Raw genomic sequence first — 19,564 nt, 5'->3', positions numbered from 1 at the left:
ATGATGAAGCGGAATACCTTATGATATCCAGTTAAAGTTAGGAGCTGATATCATGAGCCGTTTTCCGGATGTGGTCATCATCGTCAGAAGCAAAAAAAATTTTGCCAACATCGGCAAAGTACGCATTATAGGTAGCGCGTCCCCTTGCCTCAGTACTTTAAAAGTAGGGGCACCCGTAAAAGATGCTGTACTATGTCTGCTTAAAAACGGGTTTGTAATTACGGAACAGAAAAATATTGGTGTTTTCTTCCGTATCCGATAAGTGGGTTCCGGCAGTTTTGCCTAGGCGCAAGCAAAAATCCCTTATTGTCACCAATAAATAAGCAGCAGCCAAGGACAAGAAAACAATAGTCCAGACTGCTGCTGTTTTAGCCCGCGTCAGGGCCATCTGTGTAATCTATGATTGCCTGGTAGAGCGCAGCCCAGAAGTCGAGAATAAAAATGTATGCAATGTTCCGATCAATGGAAGGTTTGCTGAATTCGAGACGGCAGGAAGGATGGAGAAGACCAAGTTACGCCCGCTTTTTGTACGCCCTCATCGCAAAGACATAAGCTACGAGCATAATGCCGAAGCACCATGCCAGAGCAATCCAGATATCATTGCCTACCGGTTGATTTGACAATAGCGCACGGATGGATTCTACAATAGAGGTTACCGGCTGGTTTTCGGCAAAGGCCCGAACAACCTTCGGCATCGAATCGGTCGGCACAAAGGCCGAGCTGATAAATGGCAGGAAGATCAGCGGATAGGAAAATGCGCTGGCCCCTTCGACCGATTTTCCGGACAATCCGGCAATCGCTGCGACCCATGTCAAAGCCAGTGTAAACAGCACGAGTATACCGGTTACAGCGAGCCATGGCAGAACCCCTGCCGAGGAACGAAAGCCCATAAGGAGCGCTACAAGGATGATGACGACAAGAGAAATCATGTTGGATACCAGCGAGGTCAGTACATGCCCCCATAACACGGCGGAACGCGCAATCGGCATGGAGTGGAACCGCTCAATAATGCCCCGCTGCTTATCCATAAACAGGCGGTAGGCCGTATAGGATATTCCGCTCGCAATCGCAATCAGCAGGATGCCGGGCAGCAGGTAGTTCACATAGTTATCCGTTCCGGTGTGGATTGCGCCGCCAAACACATAGACAAACAACAGCATCATCGCAATCGGTGTGATACAGACCGTAATGATGGTGTCCATGCTGCGGAATATATGACGCATGGAACGTCCAAGCATAACGCCCATATCGCTAAAAAAGTGATTTTTGACTGTCTCCATTTACATAGCCTCCTTCTTTCCGACGATGGCGAGGAATATCTCTTCTAATGTCGGCTGTTTTTCTACATACTCCACCTTTGCGGATGGGAACAGCTTTTTCAGCTCAGAGAGCGTGCCACTCGCAATAATCCTGCCTTCATGCAGAATGGCTATCCGGTTGGCGAGCTGCTCGGCTTCCTCCAAATATTGCGTGGTCAGGAAGATCGTCGTGCCGCCGCCGGCAAGTTCCTTGACGGTCTTCCAAACCTCGATGCGGGCCTCGGGGTCAAGCCCGGTAGTCGGCTCGTCGAGGAAAATGATCTGCGGATTGCCCACAAGGCTCAAGGCGATGTCGAGCCTGCGGCGCATCCCTCCCGAATAAGTCGCTGCCTTGCGGTCAGCGGCGTCCGTCAAGCCGAAGCGTTGCAGCATAAGATCCGCGACCTGGCGCGGATTTTTGAGGTGCCGCAGCTTGGCGATCATAATCAAATTTTCCCGTCCGGTCAATATTTCGTCCACGGCGGCAAATTGCCCGGTCAAGCTGATTGATTGTCGTACCCGGTCGGGCTTTGATGCGACGTCACAGCCGTTTACAGTGGCGGTCCCTCCGTCCGGTTTAAGGAGCGTGGTGAGGATTCTAACCATCGTCGTCTTGCCCGCCCCGTTGGAGCCAAGCAGGGCGAAAATCTCACCTCGCCCCACTTCAAGATCGACGCCTTTTAGAACTTCTGTGTTCTTATAAGATTTTCGCAGACCTTTCACTTCAATTAGTTTTTCCATCCGGGTACCCCTCTTTTACTTTGTTTTATCCGTTGCCTTTTTTATGGCCTTGTTACTTTCTTGCGCAACCGTTTCCTGATAGATGTCAGCGTAAGTTTTTGAATCTTTGATGAGATCGTCGCAGAAAGCCGCTACGTCTCTTCCCGTCACTTCGAGCACGGCTTTCCCCAAAGCTGCGCCCTCTTCAAAAAGATCGACAATTCCCGAGAGTATACCGGTCCCTTCGGTTAGCTCCACAGGGCCTACTTTAAAGAGATATTTTTGAATCTCCTTATACACAATCTGATAATCCCGCGGGAGCGCTTTGACTCGCGCCACGTGCGCCCGCCACTCTTTTTTGCCTTCGATGATATCTCGTATACTCATGTGATCCTCCTCCTATTTGCCTAATTTTTTGGCGATATTATGGTTGAGCTGCTCGCGCCACTTGTCACGAAAAGATTTTGCCCCTTCTTCGCCGGCCAGCGCTGAACAGAAGCCTTGAATATCGTCACCCAAAACCTCTTGAACACTCTGGCCGTCCGCCGCAGTTTCTTCAAGCAGGCCTAGCACACCGTCAAGAATCGGCATGAGGTTGCGGCCGGTGAAGTCGGAATGCACCCAAAGGTTGGCATTAATTTTTTTCCACGCCGCTTGATAGTCAGCAGGCAGCTTTTGGGCCCGCGATTCAAAGGCTTTCATTTCTTTGGTCATGTCGCTGCCGGTGATTTTTTCCCAAAAATTCATTGTTCCTTCTCCTTTAACTCGTTTATTTTGGATGATACAAACTCCCATTTTTCCCAGAACTTCCGCAGCTCTTCGCGCCCTGCGTCGTTGATCGCGAAAAATTTTCGCGGCGGCCCCATGTCGGAAGGTTTCTTGGTGATCTCCACCAACTTGTTTTTTTCAAGCCGGATCAGAATGGTGTATACCGTTCCTTCCACAACATCTGTGAATCCGAGGGCGTTCAGCTGCCGCGTAATTTCGTAGCCGTAGGTTTCTTGGCGGCTTATGATTTCAAGGACGCAGCCCTCAAGCACGCCTTTAAGCATTTCCGTTAAATTATCCAACACAATCGCTCCTTGCTATTCTGTGTGACTGGTATGAAGTAATACTTACTACCGCTATAAAGTAACACGTAGTAGCTGGTTTTGTCAACGGCGTTTCTCGTCGCATTGTAAAAAATAGGCTTACATTCGATTTTCCATCACAAGCTGTGATGCCTCTAATTGTCGGGTATTCTATATGCTGAAACAACGGCCTGTAATCCAGGCATTGTTAAAAACAAAAAAGCCGCAGTTATGCGGCTATTCTCTGTGTATGTTCTTGTCGTCTTACATTTTTTGAATCCAGATTACAAAAAAACTACTTTGCAGCACTGTCCCTGGTGTCCCTGATTCTGACATTGGTACTGTACCATGCCGAATCGCTGGACACCTTAAACGACGGATATGCTCGGTCCGCTTCCAGCTTCAACACGTTGTCGAATAAGCTTTCCTGCTGCCTGTCGATGAGAAAAGTAAATTTTTCTACTGTAACCTTAATATCGGTGTCAAGCGGCTGCTCAAGAATCTCGATGGCCAGCACCCCGTTACATCCGCAGTCCTCGGTATCATAAAAAAGCTTAAAAAAACCGGGACGTCCTGCTAAGCTTTGCGCTAATTTTTCATCCGTGTAGGAATCAATTAATATATTCACATTTGACCTCCTGCTCGCACTGCTGTTCATGTTCTCGTCGTTTTACAATGTACCATGAGATGATGTGAATTTCTATGGCCGTCTGTTGTCAGAATAGACTTTGTGAGCATTTCTTTCTGATTGCGCGAATCCGTCACATGATGTATATTGTTTTTTATATTGACATTACTGCAGGTCTAAAAAAGGAGGAGCCATGTCACCTCGTACCAAAGAACAGAATGATGCGATCCGCGAGATGCGGATGAACCAAATCATGCAGGCAGCTGCGGAAGTATACTTGGAGAAGGGTATCCAATTGGAAATACGCGATGTTGCGGTGAAGGCTGAGCTCGGCTACGGAACCGTGTATCATTACTACAAAAATAAGCACATGCTTTTGGAAGATTTATTATGGGATGCCCTGTATCGAACGGAGTCGGCAGTACAGCCCGTTTTGACCGGAGACGGCAACAATTTGCATAAAGCGGAATCGTTCTCCAGGCTGCTCCTGAAGGAGTGCATTCAAGATCCCTCCGTATTTATATTGCTTAAGACAGTTGCGGATAATTTTCATCACTACCCTGGTAACCGGTTTATCAAGCTGTCAGACCATTTTCAGGAGCGGATCTATATGCCGTTTGTGGAAATGATTCGTGATGGAACCAGTTCTAAATCACCGGAGAAGACAGCTAATCTGATATTTGGCTCGCTGGTTGGCTGTGCAGCATTAAACATCCACCACAATATGCGCAGCGAGACGGATGTCGAAGGCATCGTTGACGTGATTTTTTCAGGCATCCAGGCAAAGGAGAGATAATCGGAATGATTACCCTGAAATCGAAAGCGGAAATTGAACAAATGAGGAAAGCCGGCCGAATTGTCGCTGCTTTTCATCAAGCCATTGCTGGAATGATCCGGCCAGGAGTCTCAACGCTCGACATTGAGTTGTTCGCTGTGCGGTTCCTGAAGGAGAATAATGCCAGGGCTTATACGGTCGGCTACAACGGCTATCCGTATGCGACTTGTGCGTCTGTCAACGACGTCATTGCGCACGGTTTTCCGAGCCCTAAGCCGCTCAAGGAAGGCGACATCGTCACCATCGATATCGTCGCGGAAGCGGATGGCTGGATCGGCGACTCAGCTTGGAGCTATGCAGTTGGCGAGGTGTCGGAAGAAGCCCGTAATTTAATGCGGGTAACGAAGGAATGCTTATACCTTGGTATCGAAAAGGCCGTCGTCGGTAACCGGATCGGCGATGTGATGCACGCGGTTCAAAGCCATGCGGAGCGAAACGGATACTCGGTGGTGCGGGATCTGCTCGGTCACGGCGTGGGACGGGAGATGCACGAGGAACCTAATTATCCCCATGTCGGGAAGCCGGGCAAAGGGTTCCGCTTGAAGGAAGGAATGGTTATGACGATTGAGCCGATGATCAATGCCGGAAAAGCATTCATGACGGTTGATGCCGACGGATGGACTGCAAGAACCGCCGACGGCTCACTTTCTGCGCAGTACGAGCATACGATCGCCATAACTGCGGATGGACCGATCATATTGACTGAGCAAAAGAATTAGTTCAACAAAAAAACACCGGCATACGTGCCGGTGTTTTTCAACCTCAGATGGTGCCCTTATACAGGCAATCATCCACTAATATACTCAACCATTTTCTTATGCAGTTCCAATTCAGAACATTGAAAGATTCCGTTAAAATCATGCGGATTACGGATCACTTTGTTTAATGTCTCCATTCCATATTGCTCAACAACAAATTCGACGAACATATAGGAGAACTGGAATCCTTTCATCGTTTCAAAATCCCAAGTATCGTTATTTAACTCATCAAATGATGGGATCGCCAAATTGCGGATTGCATCTTCTGTCGAGCCTTTAATAAAGTCTTGAGTCATTTGTTTCGCTTCGTATCCGCCTATCCCTTGCCTTATCCATTTCGGAGCAGCTCTATTAATTTCATTGATTAACCACATGGTGAACAGATGGACCGTGCTTTTCAGGATGGATTGATACGTATGCTCAGGCCCTGGATTCAATGGTGATACGATTTTAAGAATATGTCCTTCATATGTGCCCATAAACCAATTGGGTGCATCGGCTTCGCCTACAGCTCGATGAAACGTTGGAAGATCCGGGTATATTTCAATCACTATCTTTTGTGATGGATGGTGATTGTATTTTGTCGAGATACGCTCTACATTATTGCTGAGTTCAGCAAACAAATCTTGTTGAACCTTTTTCAAACGTTTGCTCGTGCTCTCGCTGCCACCCTTATCTACAATTGAAATCAAATCCTGAATCGACATGATGGTAATTTCCCCCCATTCTTTCAATTCTTTTTTTAGTTTATCCAGTGATCTGTACAATCTGTTCTTTACGGCACTCTCTCGCATTCCAACGATGTTGGAGATTTCAGATAAGGTGCAATCCACAAAAAAACGTAGTGCAATAATTTCTTGGTCAACCTCATCTAATTCTTTTAGCGCAGCTCCAATATCAATTCGAAAATCAACAAATTTTGTAAACTCAAGGGAGATCGACTGTGACTCATAATCTGTAAAATCAAAAGGAGGTTCTTTTTTTCGTGACAACCTCCGGTATTCGTTTTTGACGGTGTTCTGAGCAATCTTAAATATCCACGTGAATAAATTAGAGCTGCCTTTAAAGCTCTGAATGTTTTCGACAGCTTTCAAAAATACCTGTTGAGTCAAGTCATCCGCAACCATCGGGTTTAATTTCAGCGAGAAATAGTTACGGATTCGTTGACGATACTGCTCATACGCTCTTTCAAAGCTTGTGATGATCGCCTGTTCATCCGGATAAACAGGTTGTGTGTCGTGAGCTCCTGACATGATGTGAACCTCCTCTTGATTTACAGTGAATTAGACACCAGAGGGAGCCAAAAAGCCACATACATTACAAAAAAATATTATGTAGTTACATCGCTATATCTTTTACAGCTTAAATCAGCTCTCAATAGTACATGATCTCTTTTCTATACAAAAGAAAATAAGCTTCCGATCATATCGAAAGCCTATTTCCAGCACAATTCATTCTACATCATAGGAATGACATCGTCACCGAATCACCTATTCTTCCTCGAACAATTTCTCTCCGCGATGGAGCCGCCATGCAATTTTCGCCGTATGAGGCAACTCACGGGAAGTCGGAGCATGTGCTGCCAAATAACGGGTAACTGCAAGGATCAGGGTTTCGCACGCCTTCTCAGCAAACGGCCCAGACTCGGATGTCCAGCGGTCATATTCCGCCACGGCTGCCTCGTACATCTGGAAGGAGTGGAATTCCGCATCCTCTCGCAGCAGTGCATGACCCAGGACGTTGAATAATGGCTCCGGCTTACCGCCGCTGCGCAGGTAACGCATCACCCATGCCGCCGCCGGCGCCACTTGCTGCTGCTTATCGAGAATCTCCAGCAGTTCCGAGGGCTGAGGTACTTCTTCGCCCGCGCTAACTGCACTTGGTCTCGGGGCAGCCGGGATATTCAAAAACCGGTCGAGGTAAATAGTAACCGCCGTATGAAAAATCCCCCGCACCAGCCCTGGATCGGCGGAACGAATCAAGCCTTCATGAACCGCGTGAGCATGCGTGAACGTGTGCAGCACCGAAATCCAGTCTCCGAAATCGTTATGGATAGGGAAGCGGACGATCCGTTCAGCCGCGGCCAATGCGGCAATTTGTGATATACGGACCGGAGAGGCGCCACCGAGCAAAGCCTCCTTTAACAAGCGAATCGTCCGAAGCGTATCGTCTCCGAGCAGCGCTTGAAGCAGTTCCTCCTCGTCGATCCCGGGGCCCCCTTTTCCAGATGAAACTCCCTGACTGGAGGACAACTCCTCGAACGCTTCCTTCAACGGCTGAACCAAATTGACTGGAGATTGCCAGCTATGAAGCTCTTCGCTGCGTGATGCGTTCCCAAACATTGGAACGAGCGAAGCGAGGACATCTGCACGCTGTTCGCGTCCGACATACTTCAAGCTCTCAAAAGCTTTATTGTGGAAATCCAGCGTGTGGCCTCCATTAATATAAAAATGGTCCGTCGCCGCCATGCTCATCATGGAGAATAACCGTCCCTCATCCGCCCCCGCCTGAACGGCGGTCAGAAGCACCCGTTCCGCGCCGCGCGTATCCCGAACCTCGATGCACTCGCGGTACCACTCCGTTAACCGTTCTATGGAGACGTCTGTATTCGGAAGCGGATCGAGCAAGAAGCGCGTTCCGCTTCCGGCTGAATCGCGCGCCGTGTGCAGCAATCCTTGAAACAACGCAAGGATCTGGCCTTGCTTATCCAGCTTAGGCAGAATGTTGGTCATCGCAGTCAGAATCGTTAATCCGGAGCCCCACCCTTCCCTGCGCTGTTGGACTCCAAATTCGATCCCGACCGCCGCGATTTCCTCCCCCGGAACGCCCGCCTCCATTAATCCGACGATGGCCTTAGCGATGACAAGACCGATATTTTGCTCAAGTCCGCTTAGAAGCCGATCCTTATACAGTTGTACTTGATTGCCATTTCGGGAACTTGGGTTGACCCAAATCAATCCGTCATGAACGGTAAGATCATGTACAGGAACATCGTCCGCCCAAGGGTCGAGCGTTCCCCCGCTGCATACATCAAACCTTGCATGATGCCAGTGGCATGTCAAAATTCCGTTGCACAAACTGCCCATGTGGAGAGGAAAACCGAGGTGAGGACACCGGTTATCAAGCGCATGCACTTGATCCTCGTGATAAAAAACGACGATGCCCCCTTTGATCAGCTTCGGCCCCTGATTTCGAAGCTCTTCTACCGAACCCGCCTGAATCCAACCATTCATGAGAACGCCTCCATTTTTTGAATTCATTTGCTTTCCTTGTATACAGATTATATGATTTCGGACACTTATTAAACATTTTTATTTAAAAAGTCGATAAATTTTTACTATGTTGATTTCAGATAACCAGCAACAAGCTCTTGTCCTCTGATGCTGCCTTCTTAGCCTGCAATCACAGAACAAAAAGACCAGTTTCACAACGTGAACTGGTCCTTCTTCATCCCTGATCTTAACAAAATTTCAATTTATCGTTCTCTGGCTCGCTTAAAACTTTGCAGCATCAGGATTTTCATTTCGGTCTATTCCTACCCTTTCAAGACGGTATATGTTTTCTTCAGCGACTTTTCCGCCAAGATGGACACGCTCCACCGAGCGTCCTTCAAGTCAGGCGTAAATAGTTCTGGAACGGACAGGAGCTGTCATGGACAGGGAAGGGGTGCGTCGACAATTAATAGTTTTCCTTAAAGTTTTAAATCTTTTTCAAAACAATGGGGCCCATATCTTTCAACGTAGTACGTCCCCACTGCTCGATGAGCTTGCAATAGCTTTCGGCGTCATACATCTGCGCCGCCACGTCAGCGATCGTCATGGTCCAAGATATTGTGGGGAGAGGCTGCGCATCCAATGGCCTTCGAATCCCCTTCGTGCTTCCGGGTCCTTTGGCCATATCTTGGCGAATTAACTCCGTAGCGTAGCCTTCCTCCAAATGCTTCTGTAATGCGGATTGGATCCAAGCGTACATCTCATCGCTATAACCTTGGTGTTGAACCATGTAGGTGGCAACGGTGAGAAAGTGAACCTGTCCATAGCTGGGATCATTGAATTCAAGTGCCAAAAATTCATGGAAAATCGATTCGCAGGTAATCCCCTGAGGAAGATCGGCGTTGCATAGAACACAAGTATTCGGCATGTATTTTCCTCCTCATCCACCGCAATAAAACCCCTTTATGTTAAGCGTTTTTTTATCCTTATTTTTTCAAACCATATTTTTAGATGCAGCTGACCTCTTCTAAATCATAAACCTTCACCTTGCGAGAGAGTCAATAGCTAATGCTGAAGATAGCATCCACGAGCTTCAATTCTTTTTTAAACTCAAACCAGCTAAAAATAGATGCTCCATTTTCGGCGGCATTTATTTTTTGAAGTGTTAAAATTGTGCAAAGTCTCAAGCAAGATGAGAAAGCGTTTAGGAGGGATAGCATGATATCGGTTGACTTGCAACTCACGTATGATCAGATGCTAAACGAAAAAAAATTGTGGCGGACCATAAGCGTAACAATCCCAACGAGGAGGTGCCCTTTATGATCACACATAGGAAATCGGGCAAATGGTCCGTATTGTTTGTCGTCACGCTGGTCTCCTTTATCACGAATCTGGATGCGACGATTGTGGTCAATGGTCTCCCTCCACTCATGGAGGATTTGCATCTTTCGCTTGAACTGGGAATGTGGACGCTTACCTCGTTCTACATCACAAGTACTGTATTTTTACTTCCTGCCGGCCGTTGGTCAGACATGTTCGGAACGAAACGGATTTTTCTATGGGGATTTGCTTTATTCACTATTGCTACCGCTCTTTGCGGAATGGCGGGTTCCGGTACGGTGCTGATCCTCGCTCGTCTGCTGCAAGGAGCAGGTGCCGCTATGGCGATGGCAGCATCCACCCCGATTCTGATGCGGACCTTTCCTCCCCAAGAGCTTGGAAGGGCCCTTGGTATCAACAACATCGCATGGGTGACCGGATCTCTTCTCGGCCCTGTTGTCGGAGGGGCACTCATCGGCGGATTCGGTTGGCGCTCCATGTTCTACGTTGTCGTTCCGCTCGGAATCTTGGGCTTGATCGCCGGATTTTTTATATTAAGAGAATCTGCGGAATTGAAAAAAGCCAGGACGGACTGGCCAGGCTTACTTACCTATGGGACAGGATTAACCGCATTTCTCATTGTTTTGTCGGAAGCGCAAACTTGGGGATGGGCATCGAGTATAACGCTTGGGCTGCTCGCTCTTGGAATTCTCCTTTGGATCGCATTCGTTTTCATTGAGAAAAAAGTCCGACACCCTTTGTTTGATCTAGGTCTCCTCGGCTATCGGGATTATACAATTGGGCTTGGCATCACGGCGAGTTATTGCATCGGTTATTTCGCTGTCTCTATTCTTTTGACGCTTTATCTGCAAGGTGCTCAACACCTCAGTCCCTTGGGAGCAGGGCTCATGCTGATCCCTTTATCTGTACCCCAACTGTTCACGGCTCCCTTAGGAGGCAAACTTGCGGACCGTTTCGGCCCGGCAAGAATGATATTGCTCGGTTCGTTTCTAATCGGTCTTGCGATCCTATTACTCGGACAGCTCGGCGTCGAGATGTCGGGTGCAGCTGTCATCATTCCGCTTTTGATTATATCTGCAGCAACCGGGCTCTCCTGGCCATCGCTTGCTAAAGCGGTGCTGTCAGCGGCTCCACCAAATCAAGCAGGGCCCGCATCGGGAGTGTTCTGGACCGTTTACAATATGTGCCGTGCGATCAGCCAAGCGCTTGTTCTGGTCATCATTCAATGGGTGGCAAAGTCTGATGTTGCTTCTCATTTGTTGTCGGGGGCCCAGAATCATGACATGAGTTCATCAAGGGATGCCCTTATTCATGCGACGAATGTTGGTTTTCGGTTGTTCGCAGCCTTTCTTGCTCTCGCCATCCTGCTTGGACTGTTTTTGCTGGGCACGCAAAGAAAACGGCAAGGGACTCGTCCGATTAAAAACTCGGAACAGGTAGAGTTTGAATGATCGCAAATACAAGGAAATACAACAAGAAAAGAACCGGATCCCTACGAGAATCCGGTTCTTGTAATCGTAAACAAAGCTCAACGATTGGCCCTATAACAACATCGCGAAACATCCATTATTCTTTAGGTTTTATGGCTCGTGTTGCAATAAAGCTGTTTGTATAGCGGTCCAAGAGCTTTTCCCCTCCGAAGGTATCTTCGTAAAACCCGGCAATGACAAAACCGGCATCGATTTGCCCCTGCAATTGCTGCTCCAACGTGTGGCCGAATTCAAGGGGTATTCCATTCTTTGCAATCTCTTCTTCAGTTGTATAATCGAGTTCCGAATAAGGGATGGAATGTTTCACTTGGAGGACCCCTTCCTCTTGAAGCTCCCAATCAAATAAATAAAATACGGGATTCATAAATCCGCTGATTAAACAACCTCCGGATTTCAAAACACGGAATGCTTCTTGCCAGACCGGCTGGATTTCAGGTACATATAAATTGGATACCGGATGCACAATCAAATCAAAGCTATCCGCGGCAAATATACTCAAATCAGTCATTGAGCCAAGAACGGTTCGGATCGATAATTGATCGCGTTTCGCAACCAGAGCATCCTGTTCCAATTGCGATTTCGAAAAGTCCAATACGGTTACATCCGCGCCTGCTGCTGCGAGTATCGGCCCTTGCTGTCCGCCGCCAGAAGCAAGACAAAGCACTTTTTTTCCATGAAGATCAGGAAACCATACTTTGGGTACAGGTTTTACGGATGTCACCACAATGCTCCAATTGCCTGCCCTTGCCTGTTGAATGTCTTCGCTGGATACGGGAACGGTCCAACGGCTTTGTTGCTTTACTTTTTCTTCCCAAATGTTTTTATTGTGCTCTAAACTTTTCATATGCTTATGCACACCCCTAACACAATTAATTAGCGTTAGTCTACCACCTGCGGCTAGTTGGTTCCATATGGATGATCCGACATTATTGACGTTTGTTTTTCTTTGGTGACTTTGGCCATCGATAGGAGGCTACGTGTCTGGTCATTGCAAGAAATAACATCCCCCACTGTTGTTCATTTAAGCTACAGATGGGTTGATTACGATCTATCCTTAGCTCCCTTACCAATTTTGTAATCTGCGGCGGCGTAAACACCTCGTTCATCGCTTCGTAAAAAGGTAATCGGGGATAACGCAGACCATGTGAAGCAAAGGCGATAAACTTTCTCCGAAGGTTTATCGGAACCGCTGGATTCTTCTTCCTAATCACCTTTACAACGGCTGAATCAACACTCGGCGGTGGTGAAAAATGACTCGATGGAACGGTTCGAACGAGCCGAATATCATACCACATTCTCCACGTTAGAATAACCGGATTCGTCATCGGATCTGCTGTAAAACGTTTCGCAGCCCCTTTTTCGATAATAAAAACAGCTCTTTGCAGCTGCACCGATGTGTCCCCCAAAAACTTTTCAAATATAGGAGAAGTGATTGAAAACGGTATATTAGCCACCACACAAAATGGACTTCGTGGTAGTTCATACCGAAGAACATCGATCTGCCTGATTTTAATATTATTTTCTTCTTTTATTTTGCTTCTTAGTTTCTGTATGCTTGCAGGATCATTCTCGATTGCGATGACAGTCCCTGCTTTCTCGGCCAACGGAAAAGTTATTGCCCCTGTTCCTGCACCGATATCGATGACCATATCGCTGCGATTGATCTGAGCCAGATCTACCAGTTCTTTAATTAAAAATTTATTGATTAACAAGTGTTGTCCAGAGAAATTTGACAACGCTTTACGATTTCTTGAATCGTATTTAGGCATGATAAAAAGCACCTCATTCATTCGTAATAGGAAATGAAAAAGGCACAGCACAAATAAACCCAACAAAATACCCTTAAAAAGAATAAGGAGTTAGAGGGTTACAAATGTTCTGTACCTTTCATTAACGAATACGAAAGAATGAGATGCAATACATAAAAGATGTCTCTTCTTAGCATGAAAAACTCGATACGGAGTTATAGTAACACACCTAAACTTTACCAGTCAAAAAGATATTGCAAAAAATCGTTTCCCGATTAAAAATGCCTCGATACACGATAAAAGGGAGCCGCAGCCCCCCGCTGAAAACCTGCAATTAAAACTACCTATACCCGAGTAAGCTTATCCGGGTTTCTTACGATGTAGATTCCGGCAAGCTTTCCGTAACGGCGTTGTAAAAATATAGCCGCCACCGTTTCGTCCCCTGAGCGGAGCACGATGCTGGTCTCCCCGTTCAAAAGGACAAACTCGGAGCGAAGACTTCCCTGGTAGTAGGGCTTTATGCCCTCGAACGCTCCGGCAAGGATTCGGGCCACTTGATCGCGCGCTTGGATCGGACGTGTAAAGGCAAGTACTTTTCCGCCCCCATCCGAGACGAGCATGACATCTTCGGTCAGAAGGGAAAGGATTTCATCGATGTTACCTTGCTCGAAGGATGTGAGGAACCGGCTAACCCACTCCCTTTCGGTCGCTTCGGCCGTAACCTGTTCCCCTTCGGATATTCCCATCTTGCTTTTTGCCCGGCTCATTAGCTTTCGGCAATTCGCCTCCTGTTTACCTAGCAGCTCGGCAATTTCGGGATATTCAAAACCCAGCGCCTCACGCAGGACGAAAACCACTCGCTCTGTCGGCGTCAGTCTCTCGAGCATAACGAGCATGGCGTAGGATAGCATATCCCGGCGGACAACCGTCGTCTCGAGCGTATCCACTTCCGGCGTACGAAAAGGTTCGGGGAGCCATGGACCAACGTACATCTCCCTCCTCCTACGCGCTGACTTCTGCAGATCAAGGCAGCGATTGGTTACCATTTTACACAAATACGCCTTAGGCTCCTCCAAACACTCTACATGTACATCGTAAGCCTTCATAAACACGTCCTGTACCGCATCTTCCGCATCCGCCGCAGAACCTGTCAGCTGATAAGCCAATATGAACAGCAGTGATTTATATTGACCGTACAGTTCTTCCAATCGCCGTCCCCTCCGATCATTTCTATCTAAGCATACTGGCGGTATCTTCTACCAGCTTTTTGATTATTCCCGGAAGTTTTCCGGTCATAACCATATCGATCCCCCATTTGCGTATCCAGAACACTCCTTTTTGCCCCAGTGCGATGGTGAACGCATCCATATTCGATTTGGCGGAATGATGACTTGGAGCGGGACGGCCCTCTAAATCCGCCCTCACGATTGACCCCAGCCGAAGCCCCTGCTCCCCCGCTTCAAAGCACGTCATCTGGGTAGCTCTGCCGTCTCTCGGATCAACAATTCCTGAACAGTCGCCAATGCTGTAAACGTCCGGCATCCCTTTGACGCGATAGCATTCATCCACCATTACCTTCCCGTCAAGTGTAAGGGGCAGCCCCATACGCTTCAGTCCCGGATTGGGTATCAAGCCTAAAGTCCAAATACACAAGCCAACCGGCAGACAGACGCCGTTATTGAGTGCCAACGATCCTGCTTCCTCCCGAAGCGCCTTACGATTGTGAAGCACCGTTACTCCGCATTCGATAAGCTGCTGCTCCAGCTTCCGTCTAAGTTTCCCCGACACTTCCGGGAGCAATCGTTCCTTTGCGTTCAGCATATAGACGGAGATCTCGGATGGGTTCAACCCTAACGCCATAGCTTCCTTCCTCATGGCGAGCGCAAGCTCGGCCGACGTCTCAATGCCGCTGATCCCAGCTCCTGCAACCGCGATGGTCATCAGTCTCTTGCGTTCCTCAGGCTTCATCTCGCGGGCAGCCTTCTGAAGGTTCGCGCGCCAGCGCTCCCGGATGTCTTCCGCAGCTTGTGGGTCGGTCAAAGCGATGCCGCCTTGATCAGGTTTCGGTTCCCGAACGATGCTGCCCACCGCCACGACTAGAAGGTCATAACGCATTCTGGCATCATTTCCTTGTGAGTCTGTATATCGAACCCGTTTCTCGGTACTTTCCACAGACGCAACCGAGCCTTGCACGAAATCGACATCCTTAAGAGTTAACTGATTCCAGGGGATCATAATCTCTTCCTCGGTCGCAGTTGGACGGAACATTCTCAATTTGCGCAAATGACCGGGCTGCTTGTCGAGGAGAACAAACCGAATCCTCCGTCCGTTCGCTATGCCCCGTGTTTTTTTCTGTATCGATTTGAGCGCTTGAAGTCCCGCATATCCCCCTCCAATGATGACACAGGTCAATTCCTTCATCATTCCTCAGCTCCTTTTGCATTTTGCACAAAGAACGATGTAAGGCTCTGATTTGTGACATCGGATACGCACAAAAAGTTCATGAGTCCATGTTATACGTAATTCAAATCGGCTAAGTCACTAAGTTCTAGTCTATTTGAGCAACGTATTTAAACACAAAAAGCCGCAACAATGCGGCTGATAAGCATACCAAATTTTATACAAGTTATGCAACAAATTATGTATAATCACATGGGGCGATATAACTGAAACGGAGGTGGTTGTGACAACGAAAAGAGTCATTGGAGTCATCATTGGTATTGCAATAGCGTTTATATTTTTTGATTATATTCATAAGTCTGATCCAGAAAAGACCCTGGATTTCTACCTTAGAAGTCTAAAACAATTACATATCGAAGAAGCTTATCAATGTATTGTTTTTGAAAATGGATTTGCTGAGCCATTCGAAAGTTATAAACGAAATGCGATTTCAAACCAAATCGTGAGCTACTCCATTAAAAAGTTCTTTGTTTTAGGAAAAGATAGTTACGTTGCCTTAGTTGCATTAACCGAGCAAAATAAACCAAGCCCCAGAGATATGACTTTCACGCTGAAAAAGTTTAATGGCAAATGGAAAATACTCTTCCCCTCCTATAAAAGTCCAAATATTCTCTACTAAGTCGTCTCCATTTTGACGATCCGGATATTTGAATCCCTCCTATACGCTAAAAAGTCATAAACATAATGATGTGATTATGACTTTTTGGTTCTCTTCAGCTGGCTGTTTGCTTCCAAAATGGAGCCAAATTGACTGATAAAACCTCAACAACCTCTTCAAACATCGTTTCTACGAAGTGATCTTGAGGGTTCCGGCTCCACAGCAAAACCGTTCCGAACATGCCCCAACTGATAACGAGTGCTGCAGCTTCTAATTTATCTGGCGAAAAGCCCTGTGTATCCATTTCATCGACCCGTTTAAGCAGGAGTCGATAAAGATCCTGATGTATGACATTTTCAAACATCGCTTCAAACGGTTTGTCTCCCGGCGTACTACATTGTTGAAACCGTAAAAGAAACTCGAATAGAGTTTGAAGAAGGGTTCGCAAATTGTTCGCATTGCATCTTGTTTCTTGCGGCAGTCTATCCCTTATTGCCATTTGGAATTTTTCCTTCATCCAATATTCAAGAAAGTCATATTTGTCCTGAAAATGCGCATAAAATGTTGTTCGATTTACAGCTGCTTGTTTCGTGATATCTTGCACAGATATGGAATAGAGGTTTCTCTTTTTCTCAACCAAATCGTTAAACGCCTGCACGAACAATTGGCGGGTTCGTATAACACGCGGATCTTCGGGATTTACAGACATGTGTACCCCCTCTTTCTCTTGATCTTAAATAACAGACAAAAGGACAACTATGTTGGGAACAGGACAAAAACAGCGATTTGCAGGTTGTTCGCGCGGGCCCATTCCTTTTAACTAAACTTATACGATTATGATTGCACATGCAAAATCGTATGGCAAGAAACGCATAATCTGATTTGCAGACGAAAGGATGAGTTAGAAATGATTGTTGTTACTGGAGCAAATGGAAAATTGGGCCGTAAGGTCGTAGAGGAACTTCTGAAGCGTCTTCCTGCCGGGGATGTTGGTGTCAGTGTCCGGGATGTGGACAAGGTTCGTGATCTGCAAGAACGCGGAGTCCGTGTTCGGCAAGGAAATTTCGATGATTCCGAAAGTCTTCTTTACGCTTTTGAGGAAGCATCTCAAGTTCTCATGATCTCATCCCACTCCCTGGGAGAAGCTGCTGTTCGTCAGCATCAAACCGCAATCGACGCGGCAAAGAAAGCTGGAGTTCGTCGACTGCTGTATACAAGCCAAATGTTTTCATCGGCAACATCACACTTTTCTCCCATGAACGTTCATGCGGCTACAGAAGAGATGCTACAATCTTCAGGAATGGCGTTCACGTCGCTCCGAAACGGATTTTATGCCGCATCAGCGATCATGTGGATGGGTGATGCCTTGGAAACAGGCGAGTTGATTGCTCCCGAAGATGGTCCAGTCGCCTGGACCACCCATTCCGACCTGGCTGAAGCCGCAGCGGTCATCCTGACAGAGCAGAGATATGACGGTATCACTCCTCCCCTTACGGCTTCTGAAGCGATGGACATGAGTGGAATCGCATCGATAGCTTCCAAGGCTTTGGGTCGACCCATTCGGCGAATTGTCGTGTCGGATGATGAATATCGGATCCACTTGGTATCCCGGGGACTGCCGAAAGCGATGGTCGACATGCTTACGGGGATGTTTCAGGCAAGTCGACTCGGAGATTTTTCGCAAACCAATCCCGCGTTGGAAAATCTGATTGGCAGATCCCCAGTAAATTTTTCGGATTTTTTAAAAGAGAGTCTAATTAACGCTTAAATTATAAACTTCGGATAAGGGCTGTCCACTTTGGATGGCCTGATCCGTTCTTGACCATTTATTTTCCTTTGCTCCATTTTTTTGTCTATAATAGACAATCGCCGACATCTAGTAAAACCTCCTTCTTGTTCTAAATATAGTATAATGACGAAGAGGTGACAGAATGATGTCACCATTAATAAATAAAGGAACTAAAGAAGGAGTACATATGGAAAAGGTTGAGAGATTAATATCGATCATCATGATCCTGCTGAAAAAGGATGTCGTTTCAACCACAGAATTCGCACAATTGTTCAACGTTACCAAAAGAACGATTCTGCGTGATATGGAAACATTGAGTGTATCCAACATCCCCATCTATTCGGTCAACGGAGTTTATGGCGGCTACGGTATTATGGAAGAGTATAAGGTTGATAAACGCCTTTTAAGCAGCTCCGATCTGGAGAATATTTTAACGGCACTCAGTGGATTGAAACCAATTCTGATCAGCCAAGAAGTTGATGTGACTATAAAAAAAATAGAGGCCATGCTCAGCCCGTTGGCTCCGAAAAGCTCAGTTCAGCTGTCATTTTATGATTGGGAGGGCAGGTCTGAAATTCGTCAAACCTTGAAGAAGTGTCAGGAAGCAATATTAGCAAGACGGTTGATTTCATTTGCGTATATTGATAAAAACGGCATGATCACGGACAGAATGGTCGAGCCGTATCAGCTTCATTTTAGCGAAACGAGTTGGTATTTGAAAGGATTCTGTCTGCATCGCATGAGGTATAGAACGTTTAAATTATCCAGAATCGACCATCTTCAAGTGGATGAAAAAACGTTTAACCCTAGAGATTATTCATTAGATCAAGAATATGAGTCAAGTTACCAACCGGAACTGGTCGCTGTAAGAGCGTTGATTTCGCCCAGCGTAAAGGATCAATTCATTGAAAGATATGGCCGTAAGAGTATTGAAAACTATAGTTCAGACTTATTCTTGGCAACCATCCACGTTCCTCAAAACCATATCGGATTTCAATTTTTAGCAAGCTTCGGCACAAACCTAAAAGTCGTGGAGCCCCCATCGTATGCTGAAGAATTTCGAAATTATTTACTTGAAATGGTGAATCAATATTCCTAAATTGCCGCCAAAAGGAGACGAGACCCGTCAGCAGCTCAATTGGATGAGCCGGCATGCCAAGCCTTTAGCATCTCTTGTGCTTTTTGCGGTTCGTCCCTGAGTAGAGTCCGATACTCCAGCATCCAGTTAAGAGTGACCAGCATCTGGTCATATTCTTCCTTCTTGCCTTCGATCTCCCTTTTCTTGTTGCGAATCCAATCGATAATCTGCTGGTTCGTGTTCGCGTTGGCGTCGTGGTCCCGCAGCACTTCCTTCAGTTCGGCCAGTGAACAGCCGATGGACTGGAACTTCTTGATGAGCTTCAACCGCTCGACGGCCTCATCCGAATAGTTGCGGTAATTGTTGCTTTCTCGCCGGACATGCCGATCATCCAGCAAGCCTTCCTTTTCATAATAGCGGATCGTATGAATCGTTAATCCCATCTTATCCGCCAGTTCCTGAATTTTCATCGTCTTTTCTCCTTTGGACCGCTTGCCCTAGAGTTCACTTCATAGTTTATGCTTAACATGTTCAAGCAG

Annotated in this window: 22 protein-coding genes; 7 read left to right on the top strand and 15 right to left on the bottom strand. The window is 46.9% G+C overall.

Annotation, left to right across the window (positions count from 1 at the left end):
• Positions 1–52 precede the first annotated feature (52 nt).
• On the top strand, positions 53–262 hold the full coding sequence (locus C7820_RS06225; RefSeq protein ID WP_076164794.1) for a hypothetical protein: 210 nt from the start codon (positions 53–55) through the stop codon (positions 260–262).
• A 250-nt stretch (positions 263–512) separates the two neighbouring features.
• Here C7820_RS06225 and C7820_RS06220 read toward each other — a convergent pair whose 3' ends face one another.
• The 6 genes from C7820_RS06220 to C7820_RS06195 all read right to left on the bottom strand — a co-directional run bounded on the left by C7820_RS06220 (position 513) and on the right by C7820_RS06195 (position 3,716).
• Positions 513–1,280, bottom strand: coding sequence for an ABC transporter permease (locus tag C7820_RS06220; RefSeq protein WP_116230195.1), 768 nt, complete (start codon positions 1,278–1,280; stop codon positions 513–515).
• Positions 1,281–2,039, bottom strand: a complete 759-nt coding sequence (locus tag C7820_RS06215) for an ABC transporter ATP-binding protein (protein WP_116230194.1) — start codon at positions 2,037–2,039, stop codon at positions 1,281–1,283. It abuts the gene before it with no gap.
• A gap of 15 nt (positions 2,040–2,054) precedes the next feature.
• The gene (locus C7820_RS06210) at positions 2,055–2,405 is read right to left on the bottom strand and encodes a DUF1048 domain-containing protein (RefSeq protein WP_116230193.1); all 351 of its coding nucleotides are present in this window, start codon (positions 2,403–2,405) and stop codon (positions 2,055–2,057) included.
• Between the two features lie 12 nt (positions 2,406–2,417).
• On the bottom strand, positions 2,418–2,765 hold the full coding sequence (locus tag C7820_RS06205; protein ID WP_076164786.1) for a DUF1048 domain-containing protein: 348 nt from the start codon (positions 2,763–2,765) through the stop codon (positions 2,418–2,420).
• Positions 2,762–3,070 carry a PadR family transcriptional regulator gene (locus C7820_RS06200; RefSeq protein WP_285855252.1) on the bottom strand — a complete coding sequence of 103 codons (309 nt, stop codon included), beginning with the start codon at positions 3,068–3,070 and terminating at the stop codon, positions 2,762–2,764. The genes C7820_RS06205 and C7820_RS06200 overlap by 4 nt, the downstream gene beginning before the upstream one ends.
• A 313-nt stretch (positions 3,071–3,383) precedes the next feature.
• Positions 3,384–3,716 carry an iron-sulfur cluster biosynthesis family protein gene (locus C7820_RS06195; RefSeq protein ID WP_258875131.1) on the bottom strand — a complete coding sequence of 111 codons (333 nt, stop codon included), beginning with the start codon at positions 3,714–3,716 and terminating at the stop codon, positions 3,384–3,386.
• Positions 3,717–3,909: 193 nt separating this feature from the next.
• Here C7820_RS06195 and C7820_RS06190 point away from each other — a divergent pair, with 193 nt between their 5' ends.
• Both C7820_RS06190 and map read left to right on the top strand, forming a co-directional pair.
• Positions 3,910–4,512, top strand: coding sequence for a TetR/AcrR family transcriptional regulator (locus C7820_RS06190; protein WP_116230190.1), 603 nt, complete (start codon positions 3,910–3,912; stop codon positions 4,510–4,512).
• Positions 4,513–4,517: 5 nt separating this feature from the next.
• The gene (gene map / locus C7820_RS06185; protein WP_116230189.1) at positions 4,518–5,270 is read left to right on the top strand and encodes a type I methionyl aminopeptidase; all 753 of its coding nucleotides are present in this window, start codon (positions 4,518–4,520) and stop codon (positions 5,268–5,270) included.
• Positions 5,271–5,338: 68 nt separating this feature from the next.
• Here map and C7820_RS06180 read toward each other — a convergent pair whose 3' ends face one another.
• From C7820_RS06180 to C7820_RS06170, 3 genes are all read right to left on the bottom strand, one after another.
• Complete coding sequence (locus C7820_RS06180) at positions 5,339–6,562, bottom strand: RNA polymerase sigma factor (RefSeq protein WP_116230188.1); 1,224 nt, start codon at positions 6,560–6,562, stop codon at positions 5,339–5,341.
• Between the two features lie 237 nt (positions 6,563–6,799).
• A complete protein-coding gene (locus C7820_RS06175) occupies positions 6,800–8,542 on the bottom strand; it encodes a Rieske (2Fe-2S) protein (RefSeq protein ID WP_116230187.1) in 1,743 nt (580 codons plus the stop codon).
• A 466-nt stretch (positions 8,543–9,008) separates the two neighbouring features.
• On the bottom strand, positions 9,009–9,449 hold the full coding sequence (locus tag C7820_RS06170) for a DUF5946 family protein (protein WP_116230186.1): 441 nt from the start codon (positions 9,447–9,449) through the stop codon (positions 9,009–9,011).
• Between the two features lie 391 nt (positions 9,450–9,840).
• On the opposite strand from C7820_RS06170, the gene C7820_RS06165 reads away from it, so the two are divergent.
• Positions 9,841–11,313 carry an MFS transporter gene (locus C7820_RS06165; protein ID WP_116230185.1) on the top strand — a complete coding sequence of 491 codons (1,473 nt, stop codon included), beginning with the start codon at positions 9,841–9,843 and terminating at the stop codon, positions 11,311–11,313.
• 115 nt (positions 11,314–11,428) lie between these two features.
• Here C7820_RS06165 and C7820_RS06160 read toward each other — a convergent pair whose 3' ends face one another.
• From C7820_RS06160 to C7820_RS06145, 4 genes are all read right to left on the bottom strand, one after another.
• Positions 11,429–12,196: a class I SAM-dependent methyltransferase gene (locus tag C7820_RS06160; protein ID WP_116230184.1), complete on the bottom strand. Its 768-nt coding sequence runs from the start codon at positions 12,194–12,196 to the stop codon at positions 11,429–11,431.
• 82 nt (positions 12,197–12,278) lie between these two features.
• Positions 12,279–13,121, bottom strand: coding sequence for a 23S ribosomal RNA methyltransferase Erm (gene erm, locus C7820_RS06155; protein WP_116230183.1), 843 nt, complete (start codon positions 13,119–13,121; stop codon positions 12,279–12,281).
• A 323-nt stretch (positions 13,122–13,444) separates the two neighbouring features.
• Positions 13,445–14,308, bottom strand: a complete 864-nt coding sequence (gene sigJ, locus C7820_RS06150; protein WP_116230182.1) for an RNA polymerase sigma factor SigJ — start codon at positions 14,306–14,308, stop codon at positions 13,445–13,447.
• A gap of 22 nt (positions 14,309–14,330) precedes the next feature.
• Positions 14,331–15,524, bottom strand: coding sequence for an NAD(P)/FAD-dependent oxidoreductase (locus C7820_RS06145; RefSeq protein WP_309545740.1), 1,194 nt, complete (start codon positions 15,522–15,524; stop codon positions 14,331–14,333).
• A 259-nt stretch (positions 15,525–15,783) separates the two neighbouring features.
• Here C7820_RS06145 and C7820_RS06140 point away from each other — a divergent pair, with 259 nt between their 5' ends.
• Positions 15,784–16,179 carry a hypothetical protein gene (locus C7820_RS06140; protein ID WP_116230181.1) on the top strand — a complete coding sequence of 132 codons (396 nt, stop codon included), beginning with the start codon at positions 15,784–15,786 and terminating at the stop codon, positions 16,177–16,179.
• Positions 16,180–16,273: 94 nt separating this feature from the next.
• Here the strand turns inward: C7820_RS06140 and C7820_RS06135 are convergent, their stop codons facing one another.
• Positions 16,274–16,867 (bottom strand): TetR family transcriptional regulator, encoded by a 594-nt coding sequence (locus C7820_RS06135; protein ID WP_116230180.1) that lies wholly within the window; start codon positions 16,865–16,867, stop codon positions 16,274–16,276.
• A gap of 198 nt (positions 16,868–17,065) precedes the next feature.
• On the opposite strand from C7820_RS06135, the gene C7820_RS06130 reads away from it, so the two are divergent.
• Entirely contained in the window at positions 17,066–17,926 is an 861-nt protein-coding gene (locus C7820_RS06130) for an SDR family oxidoreductase (protein WP_116230179.1), read from the top strand.
• A gap of 208 nt (positions 17,927–18,134) precedes the next feature.
• Positions 18,135–19,046, top strand: coding sequence for a helix-turn-helix transcriptional regulator (locus C7820_RS06125; protein ID WP_116231654.1), 912 nt, complete (start codon positions 18,135–18,137; stop codon positions 19,044–19,046).
• Positions 19,047–19,081: 35 nt separating this feature from the next.
• On the opposite strand, the gene C7820_RS06120 is transcribed toward C7820_RS06125, so the two are convergent.
• Positions 19,082–19,495, bottom strand: coding sequence for a MerR family transcriptional regulator (locus C7820_RS06120; protein WP_116230178.1), 414 nt, complete (start codon positions 19,493–19,495; stop codon positions 19,082–19,084).
• Positions 19,496–19,564 lie beyond the last annotated feature (69 nt).

The organism is Paenibacillus sp. VMFN-D1, assembly GCF_003386155.1.
Classification (GTDB): Bacteria; Bacillota; Bacilli; order Paenibacillales; family Paenibacillaceae; genus Paenibacillus_AQ; species Paenibacillus_AQ favisporus.
This window is presented reverse-complemented; position numbering and strand designations above follow the sequence as displayed.

Coding starts and splice junctions, on each gene's coding strand:
- C7820_RS06225 (WP_076164794.1), top strand. CDS start 53: ATGAGCCGTTTTCCGGATGTGGTCATCATCGTCAGAAGCAAAAAAAAT.
- C7820_RS06220 (WP_116230195.1), bottom strand. CDS start 1,280: ATGGAGACAGTCAAAAATCACTTTTTTAGCGATATGGGCGTTATGCTT.
- C7820_RS06215 (WP_116230194.1), bottom strand. CDS start 2,039: ATGGAAAAACTAATTGAAGTGAAAGGTCTGCGAAAATCTTATAAGAAC.
- C7820_RS06210 (WP_116230193.1), bottom strand. CDS start 2,405: ATGAGTATACGAGATATCATCGAAGGCAAAAAAGAGTGGCGGGCGCAC.
- C7820_RS06205 (WP_076164786.1), bottom strand. CDS start 2,765: ATGAATTTTTGGGAAAAAATCACCGGCAGCGACATGACCAAAGAAATG.
- C7820_RS06200 (WP_285855252.1), bottom strand. CDS start 3,070: ATGCTTAAAGGCGTGCTTGAGGGCTGCGTCCTTGAAATCATAAGCCGC.
- C7820_RS06190 (WP_116230190.1), top strand. CDS start 3,910: ATGTCACCTCGTACCAAAGAACAGAATGATGCGATCCGCGAGATGCGG.
- map (WP_116230189.1), top strand. CDS start 4,518: ATGATTACCCTGAAATCGAAAGCGGAAATTGAACAAATGAGGAAAGCC.
- C7820_RS06180 (WP_116230188.1), bottom strand. CDS start 6,562: ATGTCAGGAGCTCACGACACACAACCTGTTTATCCGGATGAACAGGCG.
- C7820_RS06175 (WP_116230187.1), bottom strand. CDS start 8,542: ATGAATGGTTGGATTCAGGCGGGTTCGGTAGAAGAGCTTCGAAATCAG.
- C7820_RS06170 (WP_116230186.1), bottom strand. CDS start 9,449: ATGCCGAATACTTGTGTTCTATGCAACGCCGATCTTCCTCAGGGGATT.
- C7820_RS06165 (WP_116230185.1), top strand. CDS start 9,841: ATGATCACACATAGGAAATCGGGCAAATGGTCCGTATTGTTTGTCGTC.
- C7820_RS06160 (WP_116230184.1), bottom strand. CDS start 12,196: ATGAAAAGTTTAGAGCACAATAAAAACATTTGGGAAGAAAAAGTAAAG.
- erm (WP_116230183.1), bottom strand. CDS start 13,121: ATGCCTAAATACGATTCAAGAAATCGTAAAGCGTTGTCAAATTTCTCT.
- C7820_RS06145 (WP_309545740.1), bottom strand. CDS start 15,524: ATGATGAAGGAATTGACCTGTGTCATCATTGGAGGGGGATATGCGGGA.
- C7820_RS06135 (WP_116230180.1), bottom strand. CDS start 16,867: ATGTCTGTAAATCCCGAAGATCCGCGTGTTATACGAACCCGCCAATTG.
- C7820_RS06130 (WP_116230179.1), top strand. CDS start 17,066: ATGATTGTTGTTACTGGAGCAAATGGAAAATTGGGCCGTAAGGTCGTA.
- C7820_RS06125 (WP_116231654.1), top strand. CDS start 18,135: ATGGAAAAGGTTGAGAGATTAATATCGATCATCATGATCCTGCTGAAA.
- C7820_RS06120 (WP_116230178.1), bottom strand. CDS start 19,495: ATGAAAATTCAGGAACTGGCGGATAAGATGGGATTAACGATTCATACG.